General features: G+C 74.4%; 25 protein-coding genes and 1 riboswitch. Of the genes, 12 read left to right on the top strand and 13 right to left on the bottom strand.

Features of this window, described 5'->3' with window-relative positions:
* Nucleotides 1-12: 12 nt before the first annotated feature.
* The 4 genes from ACF1AL_RS12165 to ACF1AL_RS12150 all read left to right on the top strand — a co-directional run bounded on the left by ACF1AL_RS12165 (nucleotide 13) and on the right by ACF1AL_RS12150 (nucleotide 5,741).
* Nucleotides 13-1,539, top strand: a complete 1,527-nt coding sequence (locus ACF1AL_RS12165; protein ID WP_386419978.1) for a S8 family serine peptidase — start codon at nucleotides 13-15, stop codon at nucleotides 1,537-1,539.
* 65 nt (nucleotides 1,540-1,604) lie between these two features.
* Entirely contained in the window at nucleotides 1,605-3,131 is a 1,527-nt protein-coding gene (locus ACF1AL_RS12160) for a S8 family serine peptidase (RefSeq protein WP_386419979.1), read from the top strand.
* Nucleotides 3,132-3,176: 45 nt separating this feature from the next.
* Entirely contained in the window at nucleotides 3,177-4,619 is a 1,443-nt protein-coding gene (locus ACF1AL_RS12155; RefSeq protein WP_391821637.1) for a CoA transferase, read from the top strand.
* 111 nt (nucleotides 4,620-4,730) lie between these two features.
* Nucleotides 4,731-5,741, top strand: coding sequence for a CopD family protein (locus ACF1AL_RS12150; RefSeq protein ID WP_391706200.1), 1,011 nt, complete (start codon nucleotides 4,731-4,733; stop codon nucleotides 5,739-5,741).
* A gap of 40 nt (nucleotides 5,742-5,781) precedes the next feature.
* On the opposite strand, the gene ACF1AL_RS12145 is transcribed toward ACF1AL_RS12150, so the two are convergent.
* Both ACF1AL_RS12145 and ACF1AL_RS12140 read right to left on the bottom strand, forming a co-directional pair.
* On the bottom strand, nucleotides 5,782-6,831 hold the full coding sequence (locus ACF1AL_RS12145; protein WP_391706203.1) for a zinc-dependent alcohol dehydrogenase family protein: 1,050 nt from the start codon (nucleotides 6,829-6,831) through the stop codon (nucleotides 5,782-5,784).
* 98 nt (nucleotides 6,832-6,929) lie between these two features.
* Nucleotides 6,930-7,640, bottom strand: a complete 711-nt coding sequence (locus tag ACF1AL_RS12140; RefSeq protein WP_391778680.1) for a VIT family protein — start codon at nucleotides 7,638-7,640, stop codon at nucleotides 6,930-6,932.
* 208 nt (nucleotides 7,641-7,848) lie between these two features.
* Here ACF1AL_RS12140 and ACF1AL_RS12135 point away from each other — a divergent pair, with 208 nt between their 5' ends.
* From ACF1AL_RS12135 to ACF1AL_RS12115, 5 genes are all read left to right on the top strand, one after another.
* Entirely contained in the window at nucleotides 7,849-8,874 is a 1,026-nt protein-coding gene (locus ACF1AL_RS12135; protein WP_391821635.1) for a DEDDh family exonuclease, read from the top strand.
* A 63-nt stretch (nucleotides 8,875-8,937) separates the two neighbouring features.
* The gene (locus tag ACF1AL_RS12130) at nucleotides 8,938-9,171 is read left to right on the top strand and encodes a hypothetical protein (RefSeq protein ID WP_361637674.1); all 234 of its coding nucleotides are present in this window, start codon (nucleotides 8,938-8,940) and stop codon (nucleotides 9,169-9,171) included.
* 59 nt (nucleotides 9,172-9,230) lie between these two features.
* Complete coding sequence (locus tag ACF1AL_RS12125; RefSeq protein ID WP_391706212.1) at nucleotides 9,231-10,031, top strand: SURF1 family protein; 801 nt, start codon at nucleotides 9,231-9,233, stop codon at nucleotides 10,029-10,031.
* Between the two features lie 168 nt (nucleotides 10,032-10,199).
* Complete coding sequence (locus ACF1AL_RS12120) at nucleotides 10,200-11,987, top strand: glycoside hydrolase family 15 protein (RefSeq protein WP_391706215.1); 1,788 nt, start codon at nucleotides 10,200-10,202, stop codon at nucleotides 11,985-11,987.
* A gap of 5 nt (nucleotides 11,988-11,992) precedes the next feature.
* Nucleotides 11,993-12,748 (top strand): SDR family oxidoreductase, encoded by a 756-nt coding sequence (locus tag ACF1AL_RS12115; RefSeq protein ID WP_366840522.1) that lies wholly within the window; start codon nucleotides 11,993-11,995, stop codon nucleotides 12,746-12,748.
* Between the two features lie 71 nt (nucleotides 12,749-12,819).
* Here the strand turns inward: ACF1AL_RS12115 and amaP are convergent, their stop codons facing one another.
* The 5 genes from amaP to ACF1AL_RS12090 are packed head-to-tail and all read right to left on the bottom strand — an operon-like array spanning nucleotide 12,820 to nucleotide 15,088.
* Entirely contained in the window at nucleotides 12,820-13,407 is a 588-nt protein-coding gene (amaP, locus tag ACF1AL_RS12110; protein ID WP_391825882.1) for an alkaline shock response membrane anchor protein AmaP, read from the bottom strand.
* Nucleotides 13,404-14,027: a DUF6286 domain-containing protein gene (locus tag ACF1AL_RS12105; protein WP_391825881.1), complete on the bottom strand. Its 624-nt coding sequence runs from the start codon at nucleotides 14,025-14,027 to the stop codon at nucleotides 13,404-13,406. The genes amaP and ACF1AL_RS12105 overlap by 4 nt, the downstream gene beginning before the upstream one ends.
* Nucleotides 14,024-14,407 carry an Asp23/Gls24 family envelope stress response protein gene (locus ACF1AL_RS12100; protein WP_366840519.1) on the bottom strand — a complete coding sequence of 128 codons (384 nt, stop codon included), beginning with the start codon at nucleotides 14,405-14,407 and terminating at the stop codon, nucleotides 14,024-14,026. Before ACF1AL_RS12100 ends, ACF1AL_RS12105 begins: the two co-directional genes overlap by 4 nt.
* Nucleotides 14,404-14,589, bottom strand: coding sequence for a hypothetical protein (locus ACF1AL_RS12095; protein ID WP_366840518.1), 186 nt, complete (start codon nucleotides 14,587-14,589; stop codon nucleotides 14,404-14,406). The genes ACF1AL_RS12100 and ACF1AL_RS12095 overlap by 4 nt, the downstream gene beginning before the upstream one ends.
* 34 nt (nucleotides 14,590-14,623) lie before the next feature.
* Nucleotides 14,624-15,088: an Asp23/Gls24 family envelope stress response protein gene (locus ACF1AL_RS12090; protein WP_384214027.1), complete on the bottom strand. Its 465-nt coding sequence runs from the start codon at nucleotides 15,086-15,088 to the stop codon at nucleotides 14,624-14,626.
* 94 nt (nucleotides 15,089-15,182) lie between these two features.
* Between ACF1AL_RS12090 and ACF1AL_RS12085 the strand changes: the two genes are divergently transcribed.
* Nucleotides 15,183-16,049 (top strand): hypothetical protein, encoded by an 867-nt coding sequence (locus ACF1AL_RS12085; RefSeq protein ID WP_391706222.1) that lies wholly within the window; start codon nucleotides 15,183-15,185, stop codon nucleotides 16,047-16,049.
* 296 nt (nucleotides 16,050-16,345) lie between these two features.
* Here the strand turns inward: ACF1AL_RS12085 and ACF1AL_RS12080 are convergent, their stop codons facing one another.
* The 6 genes from ACF1AL_RS12080 to ACF1AL_RS12055 all read right to left on the bottom strand — a co-directional run bounded on the left by ACF1AL_RS12080 (nucleotide 16,346) and on the right by ACF1AL_RS12055 (nucleotide 23,401).
* On the bottom strand, nucleotides 16,346-17,149 hold the full coding sequence (locus ACF1AL_RS12080) for an enoyl-CoA hydratase/isomerase family protein (RefSeq protein ID WP_366840515.1): 804 nt from the start codon (nucleotides 17,147-17,149) through the stop codon (nucleotides 16,346-16,348).
* A 160-nt stretch (nucleotides 17,150-17,309) separates the two neighbouring features.
* Entirely contained in the window at nucleotides 17,310-17,531 is a 222-nt protein-coding gene (locus ACF1AL_RS12075; RefSeq protein WP_043499642.1) for a helix-turn-helix domain-containing protein, read from the bottom strand.
* Between the two features lie 334 nt (nucleotides 17,532-17,865).
* Nucleotides 17,866-19,464: a ribosomal protection-like ABC-F family protein gene (gene abc-f, locus ACF1AL_RS12070; protein ID WP_366840514.1), complete on the bottom strand. Its 1,599-nt coding sequence runs from the start codon at nucleotides 19,462-19,464 to the stop codon at nucleotides 17,866-17,868.
* A 161-nt stretch (nucleotides 19,465-19,625) separates the two neighbouring features.
* On the bottom strand, nucleotides 19,626-21,140 hold the full coding sequence (locus ACF1AL_RS12065) for a hypothetical protein (protein WP_391706225.1): 1,515 nt from the start codon (nucleotides 21,138-21,140) through the stop codon (nucleotides 19,626-19,628).
* A gap of 183 nt (nucleotides 21,141-21,323) precedes the next feature.
* The gene (locus ACF1AL_RS12060; protein ID WP_391660496.1) at nucleotides 21,324-22,448 is read right to left on the bottom strand and encodes an alpha/beta hydrolase; all 1,125 of its coding nucleotides are present in this window, start codon (nucleotides 22,446-22,448) and stop codon (nucleotides 21,324-21,326) included.
* Nucleotides 22,449-22,663: 215 nt separating this feature from the next.
* A complete protein-coding gene (locus ACF1AL_RS12055; protein WP_391706228.1) occupies nucleotides 22,664-23,401 on the bottom strand; it encodes a class II aldolase/adducin family protein in 738 nt (245 codons plus the stop codon).
* A gap of 253 nt (nucleotides 23,402-23,654) precedes the next feature.
* Between ACF1AL_RS12055 and ACF1AL_RS12050 the strand changes: the two genes are divergently transcribed.
* Both ACF1AL_RS12050 and ACF1AL_RS12045 read left to right on the top strand, forming a co-directional pair.
* Entirely contained in the window at nucleotides 23,655-24,962 is a 1,308-nt protein-coding gene (locus tag ACF1AL_RS12050; RefSeq protein WP_366840510.1) for an inorganic phosphate transporter, read from the top strand.
* 34 nt (nucleotides 24,963-24,996) lie between these two features.
* Entirely contained in the window at nucleotides 24,997-25,218 is a 222-nt protein-coding gene (locus ACF1AL_RS12045) for a hypothetical protein (RefSeq protein WP_366840509.1), read from the top strand.
* A gap of 130 nt (nucleotides 25,219-25,348) precedes the next feature.
* Nucleotides 25,349-25,484: riboswitch (cobalamin riboswitch) on the top strand.
* Nucleotides 25,485-25,571: the final 87 nt, after the last annotated feature.

Below are 25,571 nucleotides of genomic sequence, written 5' to 3'. Positions count from 1 at the left end.
TGTGGAGACCCCATGGCTCATCTGCGCTCCAGACGCCGTCTCGCCCTCGCCGTGCCCGTCGTGATGTCCCTGACCGCCTCGCTCGGCTTCCTGCCGGCGGTGGCGTCGGCGGCACCGCACGCGCAGACCACCGCGCAGGCGACGTCGGCCGGAACGCTGGCGTACGTCGTCAACACGCGCACGGACCCCCGCACGATCGCGTCGGTGCGGCAGGCGATCGCCGCGCACGGCGGCAGTGTCGTGGCGACGTACGCGCGCATAGGCGTCTTCGTCGTGCACTCCGCCAACCCGGACTTCGGCAAGGAGATACGCGCGGTGCGCGGCGTGCAGTCGGCGGGCGCCACGCGCACGACCCCGCTGAGCGCGGCGGGCACCACCGACGAGGGCGCGGTGCAGTACCTGTCGAAGGCCGAGGCCGCGAAGGTCACCCAGGGCGCCGCGGCGGGCGAGGAGCCGCTGGAGGCCGACCAGTGGGATCTGCGCGCGATCGGCGCCGACCGGGCCGCGAAGATCAACCCGGGCAGCCGGAACGTGACCGTCGCGGTCATCGACACGGGCGTGGACGACACCCATCCCGACCTGGCGCCGAACTTCTCCCGGTCCCAGTCGGCCAACTGCGTGGGCGGTGTCGCCGACACCAGCGAGGGCGCCTGGCGGCCGTACAACCCGGCCGAGGACTACCACGGCACGCATGTCGCCGGTGAGATCGCCGCGGCCCGCAACGGCGTCGGCGTGGCCGGTGTCGCGCCGGGGGTGAAGGTCGCCGGCATCAAGGTGAGCGACCCGAAGGACGGCCTGTTCTACCCGGAGAACGTGGTCTGCGCCTTCGTCTTCGCGGCCGACCACGGCGTGGAGGTCACCAACAACAGCTACTACGTGGACCCGTGGCTGTACAACTGCATGGACGACCCCGACCAGCGCGCCATCGTCGACGCGGTCAACAGGGCCCAGCTGTACGCGCAGAGCAAGGGCACGCTCAACGTGGCCTCCGCGGGCAACTCCAACGACGACCTGGACTCCGACGCGCTGGTGGACGACTCCAGCCCGGACGACGCGACCCCGGTGACCCGGACGGTGAACCCGCACGAGTGCTTCGACGTGCCGACCCAGCTGCCGGGTGTGGTCACGGTGAGCGCGACCGGCGTCAAGGGCACCAAGTCGTACTACTCCAGCTACGGCAAGGGCGTGGTGGACGTGGCCGCGCCGGGCGGTGACAAGTACCAGATCCCGGACACCCCGTCGAAGAACGGCCGCATCCTGTCGACGATGCCGGGCAACCAGTACGGCTTCCTCCAGGGCACCTCGATGGCCTCCCCGCACGTGGCCGGTGTGGCCGCGCTGCTGAAGTCCGCGCACCCGCACGCGACCCCGGCCCAGCTGCAGGCGCTGCTCAAGGCGCAGGCGGACAACCCGGGCTGCCCGGCCGGACCGTACGACGGTGACGGCGACGGCGTGGTGGACGCGACCTGCGTGGGCGGCAAGCGCGTGAACGGCTTCTACGGCTTCGGCGTCGTCGACGCGCTGCGCGCGGTCAAGTGACCCGCCCCGCCCCGCACGTCCGCACGGCCCGCCCGAACCGCGAACGAACTGGAGAGAACTCACCCATGACAGCGCCTCACCCGCGCCACCGCCGGCTGGTGGCGATCCCGGCCGGCATGGCCCTGGCCACCGCTCTGGCGTTCCTGCCCGACGTCGCCGCCTCCGCCGCGCCGCAGCAGCAGGCGCCCGCGGCGGCCGCCGCCGACGCGACCGCGCTCAGCTATGTCGTCAACGTCAGCCCCGGGCACGGCGTCTCGGCGCACGTGAAGAAGGCGATCGCCGCGGCCGGCGGCACCGTCGTGACGTCGTACGACCAGATCGGCGTGATCGTCGTCCACTCGTCGAACGCCGACTTCGCCAAGACCGTGCGCCGGGTGCCCGGGGTGCAGTCGGCGGGTGCCACGCGCACCGCGCCGCTGCCCGCCCAGTCCACGGGCGACATGGGCGCACCGAAGGTGCTCACCGCGCAGGAGGCCGCGGCAGTCCAGGCGAGCGCCGGGCAGGACCCGCTGGAGCCGCTGCAGTGGGACCTGCCGGCCATCAAGGCGGACAAGGCGCACGAGAAGACGCTGGGCAGCCGGGACGTCACCGTCGCGGTGATCGACACCGGTGTGGACGACACCCACCCGGACATCGCGCCGAACTTCGACCGGGCCGCGTCCGTCAACTGTGTGTCGGGCAAGCCGGACACGGCCGACGGGGCGTGGCGGCCGGGCGCGGCGGAGAGCCCGCACGGCACGCACGTGGCGGGCGAGATCGCCGCCGCGAAGAACGGCATCGGCATGACGGGCGTGGCGCCGGGCGTGAAGGTCGCCGGCATCAAGGTGGCCAACCCGGACGGCTTCTTCTACACGGAGGCGGTCGTCTGCGGGTTCGTCTGGGCGGCGGAGCACGGCGTCGACGTGACGAACAACAGCTATTACACGGACCCGTGGTACTTCAACTGCACCGACGACCCCGACCAGAAGGCGCTGGTGGAGGCCGTCACGCGCGCGTCGCGGTACGCGGAGAAGAAGGGCACGGTGAACGTCGCGGCGGCCGGCAACGAGAACTACGACCTGGCCGCGGACACGATCACCGACCCGGCCTCGCCGAACGACTCCACCCCCGGTGACCGGGTGATCGACACCTCCAAGTGCTTCGACATACCCACCGAGCTGCCGGGTGTGGTGACGGTGTCGGCGACGGGCGCCAAGGGCGTGAAGTCGTCGTTCTCCAACTACGGTCTGGGTGTGATCGACATCGCCGCCCCCGGCGGCGACTCGACCCGCTACCAGACGCCCGCCCCGCCGGCCACGAGCGGCCTGATCCTGGGCACCCTGCCCGGCGGCAAGTACGGCTACATGGCCGGTACGTCGATGGCGACGCCGCATGTCGCGGGTGTGGCCGCGTTGATCAAGTCGACGCACCCGCACGCCCCGGCGGCCCTGGTCAAGGCCCTGCTGTACGCCGAGGCCGACGCCGTGCCGTGCACGGACCCCTACGACATCGACGCCGACGGCAAGGTCGACGCGGTGTGCGAGGGCACGAAGAACCGCAACGGTTTCTACGGCTGGGGCATGGCGGACGCGCTGGACGCGGTGACCAAGTAGGGACTCGTCCATATATTGATTCAGTCAATACTGCATAGTGCAGTCATGACTGACATCAGGTCCGCATGGTCCGCGCTGGGCGGCGACCCCGCCCTCCTCACGCGGACGACGACCGTCGTACGGGAGGGCGCGCTCACGGCGCGCCTTCCCGCCCGGGAGCTGGCACGCGCGTGCGTCGGTGCGTGCGCGCTCGCCGCAGCCGAGCTGGGGGCGCGCCGCGCCGGGCTCGCCGAGGTGCCGGCCGTGCGCGTGGACGACGGCGCCGTGGCGGCCGCGTTCGCCAGTGAGCGGCTGCTGCGCGTCGACGGGCGGGCGCCCGTGTCGTTCGCGCCGCTGTCGCGCCTGTGGCAGACGGCCGACGGCTGGGTGCGCACCCACGCCAACTACCCGCACCACCGCGCCCGTCTGCTCGCCGCGCTGGGCGGACTCCCCGAGGACGCGGCCGCGGTCGAGGCCGCGCTCGCCGAGCGGTCGGCCGCCGAGGTCGAGGAGAGCGTGTACGCCGCCGGCGGGCTCGCCGTCGCCCTGCGCACCCCCGAGGAGTGGGCGCGCCATCCGCAGGCCGCCGCCCTCGCCGGGCAGCCCCTCGTCGCCCGCGAACGCCTGGACGACGCCCCCGCGCGCGTGCTCCCGCCGGTCACCGGCGCTCCCCTGCTGCCCGCCGCCGGGCTGTGCGTGCTCGATCTCACCCGGGTCCTGGCCGGGCCCGTCGCCACCCGCACGCTCGCGCTGCTCGGCGCGGACGTGCTCCGCGTAGATGCCCCGTGGCTGCCCGAACTGCCCGACCAGCACGCCGACACCGGCTTCGGCAAGCGGTCGGCGCTGCTGGACCTGACGGCCGACCGGGCGGCCTTCGAGGAACTGCTCGCCTCGGCCGACGTCGTCGTCACCGGCTACCGGCCCGGGGCCCTGGACCGGTTCGGGCTCTCCCCGCGGGCGCTCGCCGCACGGCGGCCGGGGATCGTGGTGGCGCAGGTGTCGGCCTGGGGCCCGGACGGGCCGTGGGCCGGGCGGCGCGGCTTCGACAGCCTGGTGCAGGTCGCCACCGGCATCGCGGTCACCGAGGGGGCGGACGGGCAGCCGGGCGCCCTGCCCGCGCAGGCCCTCGACCACGGCACCGGCTATCTGCTCGCCGCCGCGGTGCTGCGGGCCCTGACGGAGCAGACGCGGGACGGCGGCAGCCGCTGCGTCCGGCTGGCCCTCGCCCGCACGGCGGCCTGGCTCACCCGGGAGCGCCCGGGCACGGCCGCCCGGCTCACCCGGGAGCGCCCGGGCACGCGGGACGCTCCGGGCACGCCGGCCGCTCCCTACGACGTGGTGACCGAGCCCGGCGAGCCGTACCGGGGCCCCGAGCCCTGGCTCACCGAGACCGACAGCGCGCTGGGCCGGCTCCGGTACGCGCGCCCCGCGGTGTCGTTCACGAACGGCCCCACCGACTGGACGCGTCCCTGCGGCCCGTGGGGAGCGGACCCCGCCCGCTGGACGTGAGCCGGGCGCGGGGGCGGAGGGTGGCCGGAAGCGGGCGGGTGGGGGGAATCGCGGGCAGGCCGTCGTTTTCCCGGACTTGCCCGGTTCCGGGCGGCTGGTGAAGATCCTGAGGTGACCTTGATACGACCCAACCCCGAGGTCGCCGGCGAGGGCGGGGCCGGGCGGCGGGCCGGTGCCGGCCGGGCCGTGGCCGTCCTCGTCCTCGTGGCCCTCGGGGTGCTCATCCCGCTGCTGGGGCCGTCCGCCGCGCTCCACGGCACCGGCGAGGCCGCCGCGCCCGGCGTCACCGGCATCGCCCTGCTGCGCACCCTCCTGTTCGCGGCGCTGTCCGTGCCGGTGGGCGAGCTGCTGGTGGACCGGCTCGTCCGCCGGGTCCCCGGCGCCGGGCAGGCACGGCCGCGCCGGTGGGCGCCGTACGCCGCCGCCGTCGGTTTCCTCGCCGCGCTGGCGCTCGCCTCCGTCGTGGCCACCGGCAACCTGGTCCCGCACAGCCTCGACGAGATCGACGTCGGCGGCCTCTACGGGTCCCGGGACGGCCGGCTGGCCCTGCTGGAGGTGAACGCCTTCCTGGTGGCCGGGGGATGCGCGCTGTCGCGGCGGCCCGGCACCCAGGTGTGGCCGCTGGCCGCGGTGGTCGCCGCCGAGGCGCTGCGCGCCCATCCGGCGCCCGAGCACACGCCGCTGCTGGGCTCCGCGCTCACCGTGGTGCACCTGACGTGCGCGGCGCTGTGGACCGGCGGCCTGCTGTCCGCGCTGCGCACGATCCGGGCCTGGCGCGGCGGTACGGCGGGAGCGGCGCTGCTGGGGCGCTACGCGCGCGTGGCGGCCGTGGCGCTCGCCGCGCTCACGGCGACGGGGGTGTGCAGTGCGCTGCGCCGCATGCCGCCCGGCACGATCCTGGAGCAGCTGACGACGACGGCGTACGGGCGCACCCTGCTGGCCAAGGTGCTGCTCGTGGCCGTCGTCGCCGTGCTGGCGCTGATCGCCCGGGGGCGGCTGCGCCGGTCCGCCGACCCGCTGACCGCGTGCGCGCCCGCCCGGGCGGAGGTCGTGGCCCTGGGCGCGGTGGTCGCGGTGTCGGGGCTGCTGACGGCGCTGCCGCTGCCGATCCGCTGGTCCTAGGCCCGCCTTGGTGGCCCTTGCCGGGCAGCGGCGGCGCGGCTCAGCGGTCGTTGGTGACGAGCACCTTCAGCGCGGTGCGCTCGTCCATCGCCTTGTAGCCGTCGGGCACGCCCTCGATGCCGACGGTCATGTCGAACACCGGCGAGGGGTCGATGCGGCCGGACAGGACGTCGGGCAGCAGTTCGGGGATGTAGGCCCGCACCGGGGCGACACCGCCGCGCAGGGCGATGTTCCGGTCGAACATGACGCCGAGGTCGACGCCGGTGCCGCTGCCGTGCGGCACGCCGACGAAGCCGATCGCGCCGCCGTCGCGGGCGATGTGGACGGCGGTCCTCATGGACTGCTCGGTGCCGACGGCCTCGACGACGGCGTGCGCGCCCTGGCCGCGGGTGAGTTCGCGGACGGCCTCCACGGCGGCGTCCCCGCGCTCGGCGACGACGTCCGTGGCGCCGAAGCGGCGGGCGATGCCGGTGCGGACCTCGTGCCGGCCCAGCGCGATGATGCGCTCGGCGCCGAGCCGCTTGGCCGCGAGGACCGCGCACAGGCCGACGGCGCCGTCACCGACGACGGCGACCGTGGCGCCGGGGCGGGCCCCCGCGCCGAGGGCCGCGTGGTGGCCGGTGCCGAGTACGTCGGACAGGGTGAGCAGCGCGGACAGCAGGTGGTCGTCGGAGGCGGCGTCCTTGGGGAGCTGCACGAGGGTGCCGTCGGCGTAGGGCACGCGCACGGCCTCGCCCTGGCCGCCGTCGTACCCGACCGAGCCCCAGAAGCCGCCGTGCTCGCAGGAGGTGGTCAGGCCCTCGCGGCAGTAGTCGCAGACGCCGTCGGACCACATGAAGGGGGCCACGACCAGGTCGCCGCGCCGGACGGTGCTCACCTCGGAGCCGGTCTCCTCGACGACGCCGAGGAACTCGTGGCCGATGCGCTGGCCCGGCTGCCGGGCCGCCTCGCCCCGGTAGGCCCACAGGTCGCTGCCGCAGATGCAGGCGCGCAGCACCCGGACGACGGCGTCGGTGGGCAGCTGCACCACGGGCTCGGGCACGTCCTCCACGCGCATGTCGTACGGGGCGTGGATGGTGGTGGCGCGCATGGCGAGGATCTTTCTCGTGCGGGGCGTGGGGGCGCTCAGGGGTGGCGAGCGCCCTTCACGGTACGCCAGTGACCCGGGCGCCCGCCCTCCAGGCCCGCTCAGACCCCGGCCGCTCCGAGAAGCGCGCCCGCCGCGTAGGTGACGCCCATCGCCAGGGCGCCGCCCGCGACGTTGCGCAGGACCGCCGGGCCCGGCCGCGCCGCACCCAGGCGCGCGCTGCTCCACCCGGTGAGCACCAGGGCGGCCAGGACGGAGACGACGGTGACCGCGAGCCGCCAGCCGGCCGGTGGGAGCACGATGGCCAGCAACGGCAGCAGCGCGCCCACGGTGAACGCCAGGAAGCTCGCCCAGGCCGCGTGCCAGGGGTTGGTCAGCGCGTCCGGGTCGATGCCGAGCTCCACGCGTGCGTGCGCGCGCAGGGCGTCCCGTTCCGTCAGCTGCTCCGCCGCCTCACGGGCCACCTGGTGCGACAGCCCGCGCTCCTGCAGGAGTTGGGTCAGCTCCTCCAGCTCCGCCTCCGGCCGCTCCTTCAACTCCCGCCTCTCCAGGGCGAGCGCGGCGAGCTCGGAGTCCCGCTGGGTGGAGACCGACACGTACTCGCCGGCCGCCATGGACATGGACCCGGCGAGCAGTCCGGCCAGGCCCGCGGTCAGCAGTGCCGAGCGGGCGTCGGTGGCGCCGGCCACGCCGACGACGAGTCCGGCGGTCGAGACGATGCCGTCGTTGGCGCCGAGCACGGCCGCCCGCAGCCAGTTCAGCCGCTCCCCGAGCGCGCCGCCGTGGGCTTCGTCATGGTTGGAGTCGGTCACCTCGGGAGCATCGCACCCGGCGCGGCGACCGGGACGGACGACCCGCCGGGCCGTACCGGACCGCGAACACGAGGGCCGCATACGGAAGAAGAGACGACGTAACGGCGGAAGTAGGGGCGTAACGGACACCCCGAGGGCGTGAACCCGCTTGCGCGGAGGCGGACCTGACGGACAGCGGTGTCAGTGACGGCCCGTATCCTCAGGGACCATGCTCGAAGACCTCGCGACCGCCGTCTCCTCCCCCACCGAGTGGCCGGCCGCCTATCCCCGGGGATACGCGGTCGTCGACGTGGAGACCACCGGCCTGGCCCGCGACGACCGCATCATCTCCGCGGCCGTCTACCGGCTGGACGCGCGCGGCGAGGTCGAGGACCACTGGTACACGCTGGTCAACCCCGAGCGCGACCCGGGGCCGGTGTGGATCCACGGCCTGACGAGCGAGGTCCTGGAGGGTGCGCCGCTGTTCCGGGACATCGCCGGGGAGTTCGCGGCGCGGCTGGCCGACCGGGTGCTGGTGGCGCACAACGCGGTCTTCGACTGGCAGATGATCGCCCGGGAGTACGCGCGCGCCGAGAGCGAGGCGCCGGTGCGGCAGCGGCTGTGCACCATCGCGCTGTCCAAGGAGCTGGGGCTGCCGCTGCCCAACCACAAGCTGGAGACGCTCGCCGCCCACTTCGGTGTCGTGCAGCAGCGGGCGCACCACGCGCTGGACGACGCGCGCGTGCTGGCGGAGGCGTTCCGGCCGAGCCTGCGGGCCGCGGCGGCGCGCGGGGCGCGGCTGCCGCTGCAGGAGTGCCGGCCGCTGACCGAGTGGCGGGACGGCCCGGCGCCGCTGATCGGGCGGCAGGCGGGCGGCTCGTACGGGTATGGCGGCTACCGGTCGGGCAGTTGGCGCCCGTCCCGCAAACGGCCCGCCTGCCCCTATCCCAACCCGGGCCGGTACGAAGAGGGCAAAAGGCTCAAGCAGGGGATGCGCGTCGCCTTTTCCGGTGACACCTCGACCGACCGCGAGCTGCTGGAGGACCGGGCGGTCGAGGCCGGGCTGCACGTGGCGACCAGCATCTCCCGGCTGACCAGCCTCCTGGTCACGAACGACCCCGACTCGGGCACCTCGAAGGTGGTCAAGGCGCGGCAGTACGGGACGCCGGTGGTGGACGAGGCGGCGTTCGGCCAGCTGCTCGCGGACGTGGAACCGGCGGACGGCGCCGCGCCCGCGACCCGTACGGACGGGTGATTGCCGCGCGACTCGCCCGGCGCCCGCTCGCCCCGGTCCGGCCGACGGCTCACGCTGTGGCGCATGGCGAGATGCGAAGTTTGCGGCAATGACTACGGAATGACCTTCGAGGTCCACGCCCAGGGCGCGGTGCACGTGTTCGACTGCTTCTCCTGCGCGATCCACCGCATGGCCCCCATCTGCGAGCACTGTCGTGTGCAGATCATCGGCCAGGGCGTGGAGGTCGAGGGCCACTGGTTCTGCGGCGCCCACTGCGCCCGCGCGGAGGGGAAGGCGGGCATCGTCGACCGCGTCTGAGCAGCCCCCGGGGACACCCCTGTGCGAGCACCCCACGGCCCGAGATGTACCGTCGTGGGGTGTACCGCTTCCTGTTGACCCGCCAGTGGGTGATCCTCACCGTCGTCGCGATCGCGCTGATCCCGACGATGATCCGGCTGGGTTTCTGGCAGATGCACCGCTACGAGGAGCGCAGCGCCCGCAACCAGCTGGTGACCGACGCGCTGAACTCCGCGCCGGTGCCGGTGGAGCGGCTGACCTCCCCGGGGCACACGGTCACCAAGGACCAGCGCTACCGCAACGTGACCGCCACCGGCCGGTTCGACACCGGGCACGAGGTGGTCGTCAGGCGGCGGGTCAACGACTCCGGTGAGGTGGGTTTCCACGTCCTCACCCCCTTCGTCCTTACCGACGGCAAGGTCGTCCTGGTCAACCGGGGCTGGATCCCCGCCGACGGGCCGACCCAGACCGCCTTCCCGAAGGTCCCCCCGCCGCCGGGCGGCGACCTCACGGTCAGCGGGCGGCTGATGCCCGACGAGACGACCGCGGCCAGCGGCATCAAGGACGTCAAGGGCCTGCCGGACCGGCAGATCATGCTGATCAACAGCGAGCGCGAGGCACGGCGCCTGGGCGCCCGGGTCCTCGGCGGCTACGTCGCGCTGAGCGCGCCGCAGCCCAAGGGCGGCAGCCCGGAGCTGATCGGCGGCAAGCCCGGCATGGAGGACTCCGCGCTGAACTACGCCTACGCCGTCCAGTGGTGGCTGTTCTCCGCGTGCGTGCCGCTCGGCTGGGTGATCCTCGCCCGCCGCGAGGCACGCGAGCGCCGGCAGAAGGCCGCCGAGGAGGCGGAGTCCCAGGAGGCCACCCCGGCGACGGTGTGACCCGCCACCCCGGCGACGGTGTGACCCGTCCCGGACCCGCGGCCCGACCGGGGAACGAGGAGGCGACCGGGCCCCGGCTCGCTCCCCCGCCGGAGGCGACCGGTCGCGGCTCACTCCCCCGGCGCACCCGCTGATTGCCGGTTCACCGCCGCGGGAACCCACAACTGCGTGGATCCCCGCATCGAGGACTACGCCCTGATCGGCGACGAGCAGACGGCGGCCCTGGTGGGCCGGGACGGCTCCGTCGACTGGCTCTGCCTCCCCCGCTTCGACTCCGGCGCCTGCTTCGCCCGGCTGCTCGGCGACGAGGACAACGGCCACTGGCGGATCGCGCCCAAGGGCGTCGACGGCCCCTGCACCCGGCGCGCCTACCGCCGCGACACGCTCGTCCTCGACACCGAGTGGGACACCCCCGACGGCCGGGTCCGCGTCACCGACCTGATGCCGCAGCGCGACCGCGCCCCCGACCTGGTGCGCATCGTGGAGGGCCTCGACGGCCGCGTCACGGTGCGCAGCACCCTGCGGCTGCGCTTCGACTACGGCTCGATCGTGCCGTGGATGCGCCGCTCCCGCGACCACCGGGTGGCCGTCGCCGGGCCGGACGCGGTGTGGCTGCGCAGCGAGCCGCCGGTGCGCACCTGGGGCGAGGACTTCGGCACCCACTCGGAGTTCACCGTGGCCGAGGGCGAGTCGGTCGCGTTCGTGCTGACCTGGCACCCCTCCCACGAGCGGCGCCCGCCGCAGATCGACCCGTACGACGCGCTGCGGGTCAGCGTGCGCGACTGGCGCGCCTGGGTGGCGCGGTGCCGCTACGACGGCCCGCACCGGGACGCCGTGGTCCGCTCGCTGATCACCCTCAAGGCGCTGACGTACGTCCCCACCGGCGGCATCGTCGCCGCCCCGACGACCTCGCTGCCCGAGCAGATCGGCGGCGTGCGCAACTGGGACTACCGCTACAGCTGGCTGCGCGACTCCACGCTCACCCTGGGCGCCCTGGTCACGGCCGGGTACCGGCGGGAGGCGGAGGAGTGGCGCAACTGGCTGCTGCGGGCGGTCGCGGGTGACCCGGCCGACCTGCAGATCATGTACGGGGTGGCGGGCGAGCGGCGGCTGTCGGAGGTGGAGCTGCCGTGGCTGTCCGGCTTCGCCGGTTCCACCCCCGTCCGCATCGGCAACGACGCGGTCAACCAGCTGCAGCTCGACGTGTACGGCGAGGTGCTGGACTCGCTGGCGCTGGCCCGCTCCACGGGGCTGTCCACCCGGCCGCACATGTGGTCGATCCAGCGTTCGCTGATGGACTGGCTGCGCGATCACTGGCGGCAGCCGGACGAGGGGCTGTGGGAGGTGCGCGGCGGACGCCGGCAGTTCGTGCACTCCAAGGTGATGGTCTGGGTGGCCGCCGACCGGGCGGTGCGCGCGCTGGAGGAGTACGGCCATCTGGAGGGCGACCTGGACGGCTGGCGGGCGATGCGCGACGAGGTGCACCGCGAGGTGTGCGAGAAGGGCTTCGACGCCGAGCGCAACACCTTCACCCAGTACTACGGCTCGCGGGAGCTGGACGCGGCGCTGCTGCTGATCCCCCGCGTGGGATTCCTGCCGGCGGACGACCCGCGGGTGCTCGGCACCATCGAGGCGATCCGCGAGGACCTCGGGCACCACGGCTTCCTGCGCCGCTACAGCACCGCGGAGGCCACCGTGGACGGGCTGCCCGGCGACGAGGGCGCGTTCCTCGCGTGCTCGTTCTGGCTGGCGGACGCCCTGCACGCCTCCGGCCGCACCAAGGAGGCGCGGGAGCTGTTCGAACGCCTGGTGGGCGTGGCGAACGACGTGGGGCTGCTCGCCGAGGAGTACGACCCCGTCGGCGCCCGGCAGCTCGGCAACTTCCCGCAGGCGTTCAGTCACATCGGGCTGGTCAACACCGCCCTCGCCCTCTTCGGGGAGCACCGGGCAGGATAGGGGCCATGGATCTTGGACTGAAGGACCGGGTGTACGTCGTCACCGGGGCCACGCGCGGGCTGGGCAACGCCACCGCGCGGGAGCTGATCGGCGACGGCGCGAAGGTCGTCATCACCGGGCGGGACGAGAAGCGGGTCGCGGACGCGGCCGCCGAGCTGGGCGGCAACGCGGTCGGCGTGGCCGTGGACAACGCCGACGAGGGGGCGCCCGAGCGGCTGATCGCCGCCGCGCGGGAACACTTCGGGCGCTTCGACGGCATCCTCGTCAGCGTCGGCGGGCCGCCTCCCGGCTTCGTCGCGGACAACACCGACGAGCAGTGGCGGGCCGCGTTCGACTCGGTGTTCCTCGGCGCGGTACGGCTGGCGCGGGCCGCGGCGGCGGAACTGGAGGCGGGCGGCGTCATCGGCTTCGTGCTGTCCGGTTCGGTGTACGAGCCGATCGCGGGGCTGACCATCTCCAACGGGCTGCGGCCGGGGCTCGCCGGGTTCGCGAAGTCCCTCGCGGACGAGCTGGGGCCGCGCGGCATCCGGGTCGTGGGCGTGCTGCCGGGCCGTATCGACACCGACCGGGTCCGGGAGCTGGACGCGCTGTCCGCCGACCCGGAGGCGACGCGCGCGGCGAGCGAGTCCCGCATCCCGCTGCGCCGCTACGGCACCCCGCAGGAGTTCGGCCGCGCCACGGCGTTCCTGCTCTCCCCGGCGGCCTCCTACGTCACCGGCGTCATGCTGCCGATCGACGGCGGCAGCCGCTCCGGCTTCTGACCTCCGTCCGCCGTCCCGCCCCGCCGAGGCGGTGCGGGACGGCGCGAGGACCCAAGGGGACGGCGGACGGCTCAACTCACGCGTTCCTCACGGTGCTTGACCGCGCGCATGCGCACTTCCGCCGGCAGCGAGGCGAGGCCGGCCGCGTCCCGCGCGTGTCCGAGGGTCTGACGGGTGAGGTGGTCGAGCGTCGTTTCCGGGTCCGCATGCGGCTCCAGCTGGAGGCGGACGCGGGCCGTGGGGGCGGTGCGCCGGCCCTTGAGCCGGGCGCGGGCGCGGGACACGCCGTCCAGGGTCTCCGCGTCGGCGGTGAGGGCGTTCTCCAGGGCCCGCCCGCGCACCTGCGCCCCCGCGCCGTCGCCGGTGTCCACGAGAACCGCGCCGAGCCGGCGGCGGCGCAGGACGGCCGTCAGCCACCACAGCGCGAGTAGCAGCAGGACGGCGAGCGCGGCGATGACCACCGGCCACCACCAGCCCTGGTCCCGCCAGTGGGTGCGCTCGGAGTCGCTGAGCAGGACGTCGTGCCGGTTGCCGTGGATCCACCAGGAGGGCGCCGGCGCGCCCAGCCCGACGGCGAGGACCGCGCCGCCCACGGCCAGGAGCACGAGCCCCACCAGGGCGAGCAGGACCCGGTTGACGGTTCTGAGCACCGCCGTCACCCCTTCCGTCCGGGCCGCCGGACGCGCACCGCGAGGCGGGGCGGCCGGGCGAGCCCCAGCGCGCCCACCGCCTCGCCGAGCACCGTGTCCAGGTCGGCGTGGACCTCGTCCAGTTCACGGAAGTGCGACGCCGCGCGGACCTCCGCCTTGCGGCGGCGCACCCGCACCCGCGCCGACTGCACGCCGGACACCTCCATGGCCCGGTCGCGCAGCACCAGCGCGGCCGCGTCCCGGTGGAGCCCGGCCCGTACGTCGGGATGGGTGCGGCGCATCGGCAGGACGGCCCGCAGGCCGGGCGTGAGGGCCAGCACGAGCAGCCACAGCCCGAGCGCCGCGGCGACGCCGGCGCCGATCAGCACCCAGATGTCGTCCAGCGGGCGCGTCGCGAGCTGCCCGGCGAGGTAGGTGCGCCAGTACATCGCGGAGTGGCCGGCGCGCACGGCGACGACGTCGTACAGGAAGACGCCGAAGGCGCCCAGGAGCAGCGCGGCGACGATGCCGGCCGGGACCCGGCGGACCGACCAGAAGCGGCCGGCACGCGGCAGGGCCCGCTCCTCGGGCGGGGGTGCGGGCTTCTCCAGCACCGGCATCCGCCGGGTGGTCCCCTCGGGTTCGCTCATGACGTCCTCCCCTGGGCCGCGCCGTGCACCGCCGCGAGGTGCAGCCGCTCGACGTGCACGGCGACCTCCGGGACCTGCATGCCCGTCAGTTCGCTCACCCGTTCGGTGACATGGCGGCGCACCGCGCGGCACCGGCCGCCGATGTCGGTGGGGTAGTCGAGTTCGAGGTGGACGCGCAGGCGGGCGGTGTCCTGGTGGACCACGACCGTGGCGTGCGGGGACGCGGCGTCCCGGGGCAGCGTGCCGACCGCCTCGCGCGCCGCCTGCGCGGCGACCTTGGCCACGACACGGTCGGCGATCCGCGTCGCGCCGCGCTCCGCGGGCACCACGGTGCTCAGGGGTGTGCGGAGCTCACCGGCCCCAGTGGTCACGGGCGTCACCGCCGTCGGTCGGTACGGCCACGGAAGAAGTCACCGATCTCCAGGTCCCCCTCCGCGAACCTGCCGACCACGAAGCCGATGGCGCCCAGTGCCGCCACCAGCACGAAGGCGCCGAATCCGCCGAAGTATCCGGCGAAGGCCAGTGCCATGCCGGCGATCATGCCGGCCACGGCCATGCTCATGCTGTGCTCCTCAGCTCGTCAGCGGGTGGTGGCGTCACTGGATGCGGGGCTGTTCCTGCTCTTCTTCCTCTTCCTCGGGGAGCTTCACGTCGCTGACGGCGATGTTCACCTCGACGACCTCGAGACCCGTCATCCGCTCGACCGCCGCGATGACGTTCTCCCGCACATCGCGCGAGACCGACGAGATCGACACGCCGTACTCGACGACGATCTCCAGGTCGAGCGCGGTCTGCACCTCGCCGACCTCGGCCTTCACGCCCCGCGTCACCGACTTGGATCCGCCGGGCACCCGGTCGCGGACGGCGCCGAAGGTGCGGGACAGTCCGCTGCCCATCGCGTGCACGCCCGGGACGTCGCGGGCCGCGAGACCCGCGATCTTCTCGACGACACCGTCCGCGATCGTCGTCTTGCCGCGGCTGCCGGGGTCACCGCCGCCGCGCCGCGAGGTCGCACCCTCCTTCTGGAACTCGGAGGTGCTCGCCCTGTTTCCGGCCGTCATGTCGGTCATCGGCATGTCCTTCCGCATTGTCGTCCTTCGACCACCGTAAGTGCGGTTACGCGATCCCGCGCCCGCGATGCGGCAGGCTGGAGGAATGACAGCGGAACGATGGACGCGGGACGTACGGCAGCGGCTGGGGCTGGGCAGACTGCTGCCGCTGGGTGGTCCGCGGGACGGGGCCTGGCTCGCGGAGGCCGCGGCGCTGGCCTTCCTCGGGCGGGTCGCGGCGGGGGTGCCGGGGGTGGCGCTCGGTGCGGCGCGGATCGGGCTCGCCGATCCGGCGGACGTCACCGAACCCGTCGTCCCGGCTCCGCCGAGTGGGCTGCCGCCGGGGCCCTTGCGGGTGACGGCGGAGTTCTCCGCCACGGCGGCGGAGCCGCTGCCGGCGACCGCGGACCGGCTGAGGGCGGCGCTGGTCACGGCGGCGACGGAGGGGCTTGGGCTGACGGTGGCGGAGGTGGACCTGCGGGTGACCGACCTGCTGGAGGAGAGCCCGGCACCCACCGCGCCACCGGCGACGGCACCATCGGCGACGGCGGAACCGGCGCTCGCCGGATCGGTGTCCGCGCAGACGTCCCCCACGACGGCTTCCCCCGCGACGGCGCCGGGCGTGGGCGGCGGGGTCGGCACGGGAACCGGGACAGCCGCCGGGACCGGGGTGACGGCGGAGGGCGCCGTGGTGGCGGGCGGCGACACGGACGAGACGCGGGCCACCGCCGCGGCGCTCGCGGTGCCGGGCGTGGCACGGCTGACGAGTTCGCTGAGCGGGCTGGGCCGCCCGGTGCATCTGGAGGAACGCGGCCACGACGGCCCGGCCCTGCCGCACCTGCACGCGCGCGTGGAGATCGCCGTGGTCACCGGTCACCGTCCCGTGGAGGTGGCCCGGGCGGTCCGCGCGGCGGTGACCCAGGCACTTCCGGAACGTCCGACGGTGGCGGTGCTGGTGACGGCGATCGACTGAGGCACCGTCACGGGAGGGGGCGACACGGGCCTCACGCGCCGGGCCCGGCGCGTGAGGTCACACCGGCGCGCGTGGGCGCACGCTGACGCGTCTGGGGTCACGCCGGCGCACACGGGCAGATCACTGCACGCGCCGACGGCACCACCCGTACCCTCACGCGCGCATGGCCGTCACCCCGTACCGCTACGCACCGTCACGCGCGCGTCGGCGAGCACCCGTACTCCCACGCATCGTGACACGCGCGTGGCGATCCCCGACCGCCGCACCGTGACGGCGTCACGCGGCGCGGGCCCGGGTCACTCCCCCATGCCCGCCAGGTCGCGCAGGCGGCGGGCCTGGGCCTGGCGTTCCGCGGCACGCTGCTCGTCGTAGGTGCGGTCGGCGGCGCCGCGCAGGAGCGCCTTGGTCTCGATGACCGCGTCGCGCGGGGCGGAGAGCAGTGCGGCGGCCAGGTCCTTGACCGCGCCGTCGAGTTCGTCGCGCGGCACGGCGAGGTTGGCCAGGCCGCAGGCCACCGCCTCCTCGGCCAGGACGAACCGCCCGGTCGCGCAGATCTCCAGCGCCCGGGCGTAGCCGACCAGGCCGACGAGCGGATGCGTGCCCGTCAGGTCGGGGACCAGCCCGAGGCTGGTCTCGCGCATGGCGAACTGCACGTCGTCCGCGACGACGCGCAGATCGCAGGCGAGTGCGAGCTGGAAGCCGGCCCCGATCGCATGCCCCTGCACGGCGGCGATGGACACGATGTCGTTGCGCCGCCACCAGGTGAACGCCTCCTGGAAGCCGGCGATCGCCGCGTCCAGGTCGGTGTCGCTGCTGCGGGCGAGGTCGATGAACGACGGCTCGCCCTCGATCCCCTCGGGCGTGAACATCTGCCGGTCGAGCCCGGCGGAGAAGGACTGGCCCTCACCGCGCAGCACGACCACCCGGACGGAGCCCGGCAGCCGCCGGCCGGCCTGGGCGAGCGTCCGCCACATGGCGGGGCTCTGCGCGTTGCGCTTGGCCGGATGGGTCAGCGTCACCGTGGCGATCGCGCCGTCGACGGTGAGCCTTACGCCGTCCTGGTCGAGCAGGGGAACGAGTTCCGGGCCGGGCGTGGCCATGGGGCGCCTCCGATGCGTGCGGTCAGGAGCGGATGTCCGTGGGGGACATCCGCCGCTCGGACACCCCTGCGGGGCATCCTAAGCGACTGCACAGTAACCACCCGGTCGAACAGCCGGCCGACCGGGTGGCCACCATCGGAGTCGAGGGGCCGCCCGGGGCTCAGGCCGACTGGGCCTTCTTGCCCCGGGTCGCCCCGCCGCGTCCACGCAGCGTGACGCCCGACTCGCTGAGCATGCGGTGCACGAAGCCATACGAGCGGCCGGTCTCCTCGGCCAACGCCCGGATGCTCGCACCGGCGTCGTACTTCTTCTTCAGGTCTGCCGCGAGCTTGTCGCGCGCGGCGCCGGTCACCCGGCTGCCCTTCTTCAGAGTCTCGGCCACCCGTGCCTCCTCATGGGAAGTGCGCTCTGGTCTCCTCATGATCACCCCTCCGGGGCGGGATGGCCACCCATTCGGCAAGGTCTGTGCGACACCGTTGTGACGACAGGAGCGCGTCCCCACAATCGGAAGCTGTGATTCCGCGCACACCTGTTCGTCCGATCGCCGAGGAGCGGGACGGAACGCCCAGGTCAGAGACGTACGACGGCCGGCCCCTCCCGAGGGAGGGACCGGCCGTCAGATACGTGTAGGACACACCTCGATACGAGGAGATCTCACACAGATGATGGATCACGGATCGGCCGAATGATCCATACCCAGTGGATCATCCATTCGATCAAGCCAGGGCGACGAGGTCCGCGTAGTCCGCGCCCCACAGGTCCTCGACACCGTCCGGGAGCAGGATGATCCGCTCCGGCTGCAGCGCCTCCACCGCGCCCTCGTCGTGGGTGACGAGGACGACGGCGCCCTTGTAGGTGCGCAGCGCGCCGAGGATCTCCTCGCGGCTGGCCGGGTCGAGGTTGTTGGTGGGCTCGTCGAGCAGCAGCACGTTGGCCGAGGAGACCACCAGGGTGGCCAGGGCCAGCCTGGTCTTCTCACCGCCGGAGAGCACACCGGCCGGCTTGTCCACGTCGTCGCCGGAGAACAGGAACGAGCCGAGCACCTTGCGGACCTCGACGAGGTCCATGTCGGGCGCGGCGGAGCGCATGTTCTCCAGCACCGTGCGGTCCGGGTCCAGCGTCTCGTGCTCCTGCGCGTAGTAGCCGAGCTTGAGGCCGTGGCCGGGCACCACCTGGCCGGTGTCGGGCTGCTCGACGCCGGCGAGCAGGCGCAGCAGGGTGGTCTTGCCGGCGCCGTTGAGGCCGAGGATGACCACCCGGGAGCCCTTGTCGATGGCCAGGTCGACATCGGTGAAGATCTCCAGCGAGCCGTACGACTTCGACAGGCCCTCGGCGGTGAGCGGGGTCCGGCCGCAGGGCGCGGGCTCGGGGAAGCGCAGCTTGGCGACCTTGTCCGACATCCGGACGTCCTCGAGCCCGGCGAGCAGCCGCTCCGCGCGGCGGGCCATGTTCTGCGCGGCGACCGTCTTGGTGGCCTTGGCGCGCATCTTGTCGGCCTGCGCGTTGAGCGCGGCGGCCTTCTTCTCGGCGTTGGCCCGCTCCCGCTTGCGGCGCTTCTCGTCGGCCTCGCGCTGCTGCTGGTACAGCTTCCAGCCCATGTTGTAGATGTCGATGGTCGAGCGGTTGGCGTCCAGGTAGAACACCTTGTTCACGACCGTCTCGACGAGGTCCACGTCGTGGCTGATGACGATGAAGCCGCCGCGGTAGGTCTTGAGGTAGTCGCGCAGCCAGACGATCGAGTCCGCGTCGAGGTGGTTCGTGGGCTCGTCGAGGAGCAGCGTGTCCGCGTCGGAGAACAGGATCCGGGCCAGCTCGACACGGCGGCGCTGGCCGCCGGAGAGGGTGTGCAGCGGCTGCCCCAGCACCCGGTCGGGCAGGTTGAGCGCGGCGGCGATGGTGGCGGCCTCGGCCTCGGCGGCGTACCCGCCCTTGGTGAGGAACTCCGTCTCCTGCCGCTCGTACTGCCTGAGGGCCTTCTCGCGGGTGGCGCCCTGGCCGGTGGCGATGCGCTGCTCGTTGTCGCGCATCTTGCGGATCAGTACGTCGAGGCCGCGGGCGGAGAGGATGCGGTCGCGGGCGAGGACGTCGAGGTCGCCGGTGCGGGGGTCCTGCGGGAGGTAGCCGACCTCGCCGGAACGGGCGACCTGTCCGGCGGCGGGCATCGCCTCGCCGGCCAGGACCTTGGTGAGGGTGGTCTTGCCGGCGCCGTTGCGCCCGACGAGCCCGATGCGGTCGCCCTTGGTGACGCGGAAGGTGGCGTTCTCGATGAGGATGCGGGCACCGGCGCGCAGCTCGATACCGGAGGCGGAGATCACGGGGTCATACTCCTGGGCGGTGTGGTGTGACGGTGGACGGCTTGCGGACGGTCCCGCCGTCTAATGCGCGAGGAGAATGGCCATGGGACCAGTCTAACGGGGCTGTGCAACTGGTTTTCCGGGCCGGAGGGCCGGGACGCTCCCGGCCCTCGCCCTCACGGTCAGCTGCCGCCGGTGTGGACCTGGAAGGCCGCGCGGCGGACCGCCTTGGCCAGGGCCGGGTCGGGGTGCGCGGCGGCGAGCGCCACCAGCACCTGCACGGTGCGCGGGTGGCCGACGGCGCGGACCTCGTCGAGCAGGGCCGGCACGGTGGGCTGCACGGCCGACTCCAGATGCCGCACCAGCATCGGGGCCTCCCCGTGGTCGGTGACGGCGGCGGCGGTGTCCACCCACAGCCACGTGGCCTCCTCGCGGGTGAGCACCTCGTGGGCGTCCTCGGGGTCCACCCCGTCGTGCTCGGCCAGCCACAGCAGGGCGTACGGCCGCAGGGTCGGCTCCTCGACGACGGCGCGGACGTCCGGCTCGGCGGGGGCGCCGACGACGCGCAGCGCCTCGAAGGCGAGTCCGCGCAGCAGGGCGTCGTCGCCGCGGGCGGCGTCGATCAGCTCGGTGACGGCGTTGCCGACGGGGCGGGCGGCGAGCCAGGCGCGGTACTCGGCGCGGGCGGCGTTCGGGCGCAGCTGGGCGCAGCCGCGCAGCATGTCCTCGGCGGACTGCTCGATGTTGCCGGCCGGGCTCTGCGCGGCGACGCAGATCTGCTCCAGCTTGACCCAGACCGCCCAGCTGCCCAGGGGGGTCAGCGTGGCCTGGCCGTCGCCGTAGGTGAGCGCGCCGACGGAGGCGAGGGCGCGCAGCGCCCAGTCGAGCAGCGGCGCGAGCTCGGCCGCCTCGGCCGGTTCCGCGGGGGTGGACGCCACGGGGACGGCCGTGGCGTCCGCCGGGCCCGAGGGGGCGCCGGGGCGCGCGGTGGCCGACGCGGTGGCGCGGGGCGGCGCCGTGCGGGCGCCGGGCTCCTCGGACAGGTCGGCGCCGTCCGGGACGTAGGAGATCTCACAGCGCTCGGTGCGCAGCTCGGTGACCCGCTGGCGCAGCAGGTCGAGGAGCTGGTCCACGGGCACGGGGCCGGCGGAGAGCTGGAGGAAGGACAGCACCTGGGGCATGGCGGAGACGACCTCGGCGACGGCCGCGGGCTCCAGGTCCCCGGGTTCGGGGTGGGCGAGCGACCAGGCGTCGAACAGGGCGACCCAGCCCCGCAGGACGGCACTGTCGTCTCGGTTCCAGGCGCGCAGCCGCCAGCCGGGGCGGGCGCTGTCGCCGTGGACCTCGACCAGGCCGGCGAGGCGGGCGATGTCCCAGTCGTGGCGGACCTGATCCACGGTCAGGCCCAGGTCGCGTGCGGCGCGTTCCGCGGTGGTGTCGGAGAGGGTGGCCTTGCCGTCGGCGGTGGCACCGTTCCGGCCGGGGCCCAGCGCGGCGTCGGCCCAGCGGGCGACGCGGGCGGCGGCGGCCAGGCCGGAGCGAGCCATTCCGGCCAGCTCCGCGGGCGCCGGGGTGCCCTCGGGCGGGCGGGGTGCCCGACGGCGCGGGCGCCGCTGGTTCACGGCTCTGGGGGCGGCGGCCAGGGGTCGGGGTCGGACGAGACGAAGCCTGGAGTCGCGCGGGATACGGGACGTCACGGGTGCAGTCTTCCGGTTGACGGTCCGAAAACCCAAACGGAATGTCACCGCGGGCGACGGGGAGGGCCGGCGGACCGCCTCGGGGCGGCGAGGGGAGGCGTGATCAGGCCAGTCGTACGGCCTGGGACGGAGCACGGAAGCGGAATGAGGACCACCGGCACGGAGACGGGAGGGGGCCGGCGGTCACATCAGGGGGGTCAGGAAGCGGCGCAGGGTCTCCTCGTAGGTGCCCGGGTCGGCGTTCCACATCGCGGCGTGCGGCGCGTGGGGCACGGTGTGCAGGGCGACCAGGTCGGGGCGGCGCTCGGCGAAACGGCGGGAGTCGCGCCAGGGGGCCACCGTGTCGCCGGGGCCGTGGAAGATCATCGTCGGCACGGCGAGGCCGTCGGCGTCGCTGCCGTGGACCGGGCCGTCCTGCAGCCCGGTGCGGCCCTGCGCGGCCCGCACCGCGAGCGGCAGCAGCGCGCCCGGCGTGCGCCGGGCCAGCGCCAGGGCGCGCAGGGTGGCCTGCCAGCTGAACACCGGGGAGTCCAGGACCAGCCCGGAGACGTGCTCCCGCATCCCCGACCGCTCGGCCGCGCGCAGCGCCATCGTCGCGCCGGTGGACCAGCCGTACAGCACGACGCGGCGGGCGCCGTAGCGCACGGCGTAGCGGATCGCGGCGTCCACGTCGCGCCACTCGGTCTCGCCGAAGTGGTTCAGGCCGTCCGGGCGGCGCGGGGCGCCGAGGTCGCCGCGGTAGGCGAGGGAGAGCACGGGCAGGCGCAGCCGGTGCAGCAGGCCCACGACGTTCAGCGGGTGCTCGCGGGTGGCGCCGAGGCCGTGCACGGCGATCACCCAGGTGTCCCTCGCGCCGGGCACGAACCACGCGGGCAGCGCGCCCAGCTCGCCGGGCACGTCCACGTCGGCGTGGTCCAGGCCCAGCGCGGCGCGCGGGTCGCCGACGTGGACGTTGGGGGTGAGCCACACCTTGTCGCCGGGTTCGAGGGTGCCGTGCGTGACGCGTTCGAGACGGCGTACGACGGTGTCGGCGGGGTGGTCGGCGGAGTCCAGGACCTGGCCGACCACCGCGTGGCTGCCGTCGCCGGCGAGCCCGTAGGTGCCCGGGCGCAGGGCCGCCAGGTCGCGGGTGAGCGTGATCTGGCCGGCGGCCGTGCCGTGCACGGTGAGCCGGGGCTCCGTGGGCAGCGGACGGCCCGGCGGCGCCTTGAGCGCTGCGTCGCTGGCGAGTCGGCCGGCGGCCACGGCGGCGGCCCCGGCGCCCATCACGGCGGTGACGGCAGCGGCCGTCGCTTTGACAGTGCGCACGACATCCAGTTTCCCGGCGAGCCCCACCTCAAGCCACCGGAAGCGACACCCGGAGTGACCGGCCCGACCGAAACGCCCCCCACGCCCCGAGGGTCCAGTCACGACCGACGGGACGACACCCCGCTCAGGGGCGCGGGGAACCGCGCGACCAGCCCCCACACGCCCGCACCGGCACCCGCACCCCCAGGGCACCCGCAGCTCACCGCCCCGCCCCCTCACCCCCGCTGCCCATACCCCCGCAGCCGTTCCGTCACCTCGGCCAGGTCCGCCTCCGTCAGGAGGGTCGGGGTGCGGTCCGGGACCGACGAGGCCGTCAGCCACAGGCGGCACATCCACTCCAGCTGGGCCGTGCGGTCGTAGGCCTGGTCGAGGCCGGCGCCGTAGGTGATCGTCCCGTGGTTCTGCAGCAGGCAGCCCGTGCGGCCGGCCAGGGCGTCCAGCATGTGGCGGGCCAGTTCCTCCGTGCCGTACGTCGCGTACGGGGCGACCCGGACGGGGCCGCCGAGGGCCGCGGCCATGTAGTGGACGAGCGGCAGCTCGGAGACCAGCGTGGAGACGGCGGTCGCGTGCACCGCGTGCGTGTGCACGACGGCCCCCGCGTCGGTGGTGCGGTATACGGCGAGGTGCATCGGCAGCTCGCTCGTCGGCACCAGCGAGCCGCGCACCTGACGGCCGTCGAGATCGACCGCCGTCAGGTCCTGCGGCCGCAGCCGGTCGTAGGGCACGCCCGACGGGGTGACCAGCACCAGGTCGCCGACGCGCACCGAGACGTTGCCGGACGTGCCGACGACCAGCCCGTCGGCCACGGTCCGGCGCGCCGTCGCGACCAGCTCCGCCCAGGCCGCCGCTTCGTCCTCACCACCGGGAACGACCGGCTCCGGTCCCGTCCCGCTCCCGCCCTCCGCGCGGGCCCCCGGCCCGTCCCCCGCCGTCCACCGCTGCTTCGCCGACATGCCGCGATCCTGCCAGGGGCGCCCCGCCCGGGCATGTCCCCCGGCGCAGTGACCGGAATCTCATCCACGCCGCCCCGGGCCACCGGAACGAGCGGCGCGAGCCGCGGGGCCCGTGTGCCGTACGGGCCGTCGGCGGCGAGCGGAGCGGCACCCCCCTCTTTCCGACATCGGGACGCCCGGCCCAGTTCACCTTCCGTTCACCCGGGTTACCTACGTTCGGCTCGCCAATGACTTCGAACGAATGCCTGGGTAAATGGAAAGCTTCTCGCTGATCCTCGCGATTGTGGTCGTCACCGCACTCGCGTTCGATTTCACGAACGGTTTCCACGACACCGCCAACGCGATGGCCACCACCATCTCGACCGGCGCGCTGCGGCCCAAGATCGCCGTGGCCATGTCCGCCGCCCTCAACCTTGTGGGCGCCTTCCTCTCCGTGGAGGTCGCCAACACGATCTCCAAGGGTCTCGTCGACGAGAGCGGCATCCGTCCCGAGGTCATCTTCGCCGCCCTGGTCGGCGCGATCCTCTGGAACCTGCTGACCTGGCTCGTGGGCCTGCCCTCCAGCTCCTCCCACGCCCTGATGGGCGGTCTGATCGGCGCCACCGTCGCCTCCGCCGGCTTCGGCGCGGTCCACGGCGACGTGCTCGTGACCAAGGTGCTGCTGCCCGCGGTGGCCGCCCCGATCGTCGCCGGGCTCGCCGCGATGGCCGCCACGCGGCTGTCGTACACGATCGGCAAGAAGGCCGACGGCAAGGCCGCCGAGAAGGGCTACCGGGCCGGCCAGATCGCCTCCGCGGGCCTGGTCTCCCTCGCCCACGGCACCAACGACGCGCAGAAGACGATGGGCGTCATCACCCTGGCCCTGGTCGCCGGCGGCGCCGTCGCGCCCGACTCCGACCCTCCCACCTGGGTGATCCTCTCCGCCGGCCTGGCCATCGCGCTCGGCACCTACATCGGCGGCTGGCGCATCATCCGCACCATGGGCAAGGGCCTGACGGACATGCAGCCGCAGCAGGGCTTCGCCGCCCAGACCAGCGCGGCCACCGCCATCCTCGCCTCCTCCCACCTCGGCTTCTCGCTGTCCACCACGCACGTCGTCTCCGGCTCCGTGATGGGCGCGGGCCTGGGCCGCAAGGGCGGCGTGGTGCGCTGGTCGACCGCGACCCGGATGTTCGTCGCCTGGGCGCTGACCCTGCCGGCCGCCGCCCTGGTCGGCGCGCTCGCCGAGTACGTCACCGGCCTCGGTGACTGGGGCACCGCGCTGGTCGCCGTCTTCCTGGTGGCCTCCAGCTTCGCCATCTGGCGGATCTCCCGCCGCGAGGTCGTCGACCACACCAACGTCAACGCCGCCGACCCCGCCACGGAGGAGCCGGCCGGCGTGGTGACCACCGCGATCGCCGCCGTGACCCCGCCCCCGGCCGCCGGCCTGGCCGCCGTGGGCGACCCGGCGGCCTCGGTCCCGGCCACCCCCGAGGACCTGACGGCCACCATCCCGGCCCCCGCGGCCGCGGAGCCGGCGGCCACCGCCACGCCCGCCGCGAACCCGGCCCCGGCCGCCTGACGGCCGCTCACGGGAACGAAGGAAGAGAAGCAGCATGAAGATCGACTGGGCGGCCCTCGGCTCCGTCTTCGGTGTCAGCCTCGCGGTCACCGTCGGCCTGGTGACCCTGTTCACCCTCGGCATCATGGGCCTCTCCCGCCGTGAGCGGGTCCAGGCCCAGGGCGGCTCGGCCGCCCTCGCGGTCACCGGCGCGTACGTCTGCTTCGCCGCGTGCGCGGCGGCGGTGGCGTACGGGATCCATCTGATCGTCGCCTGACCTCACGCATCGGCGGACGCGGGGTGCCCCACCGGCACCCCGCGTTCGCGTGTGACCTGGCAGGTCCCCTCCGTGTGGGCCTGCCCACACTCCTCCACCCCAGGTCAAGGGCAAGTTGACGGCCCTCGAACAGCCGTGGTGGACTGCCGGGGCCAAGTTGCGGCGGCAGGAGAGGAAGCCGGTGGAAGTCCGGCGCGGTCCCGCCACTGTCACCGGGGTGCGAACCCCGGGAGCCAGGAACTCTCACCGCCGATCTCCTTCGAACCAGGGCGCGGACACCCTGAGTGAGGACATGACGCCATGCGCGGCTGCCGGTCGAGGACCAGGCCCACCCTTCCCGCTCCGCTCGACCC

This window comes from Streptomyces sp. NPDC014801, from assembly GCF_043082085.1.
Taxonomy (GTDB): domain Bacteria; phylum Actinomycetota; class Actinomycetes; order Streptomycetales; family Streptomycetaceae; genus Streptomyces.
Note: the sequence above shows the minus strand (reverse complement) of the source record. Positions and strands in the feature narration are given on the sequence as shown.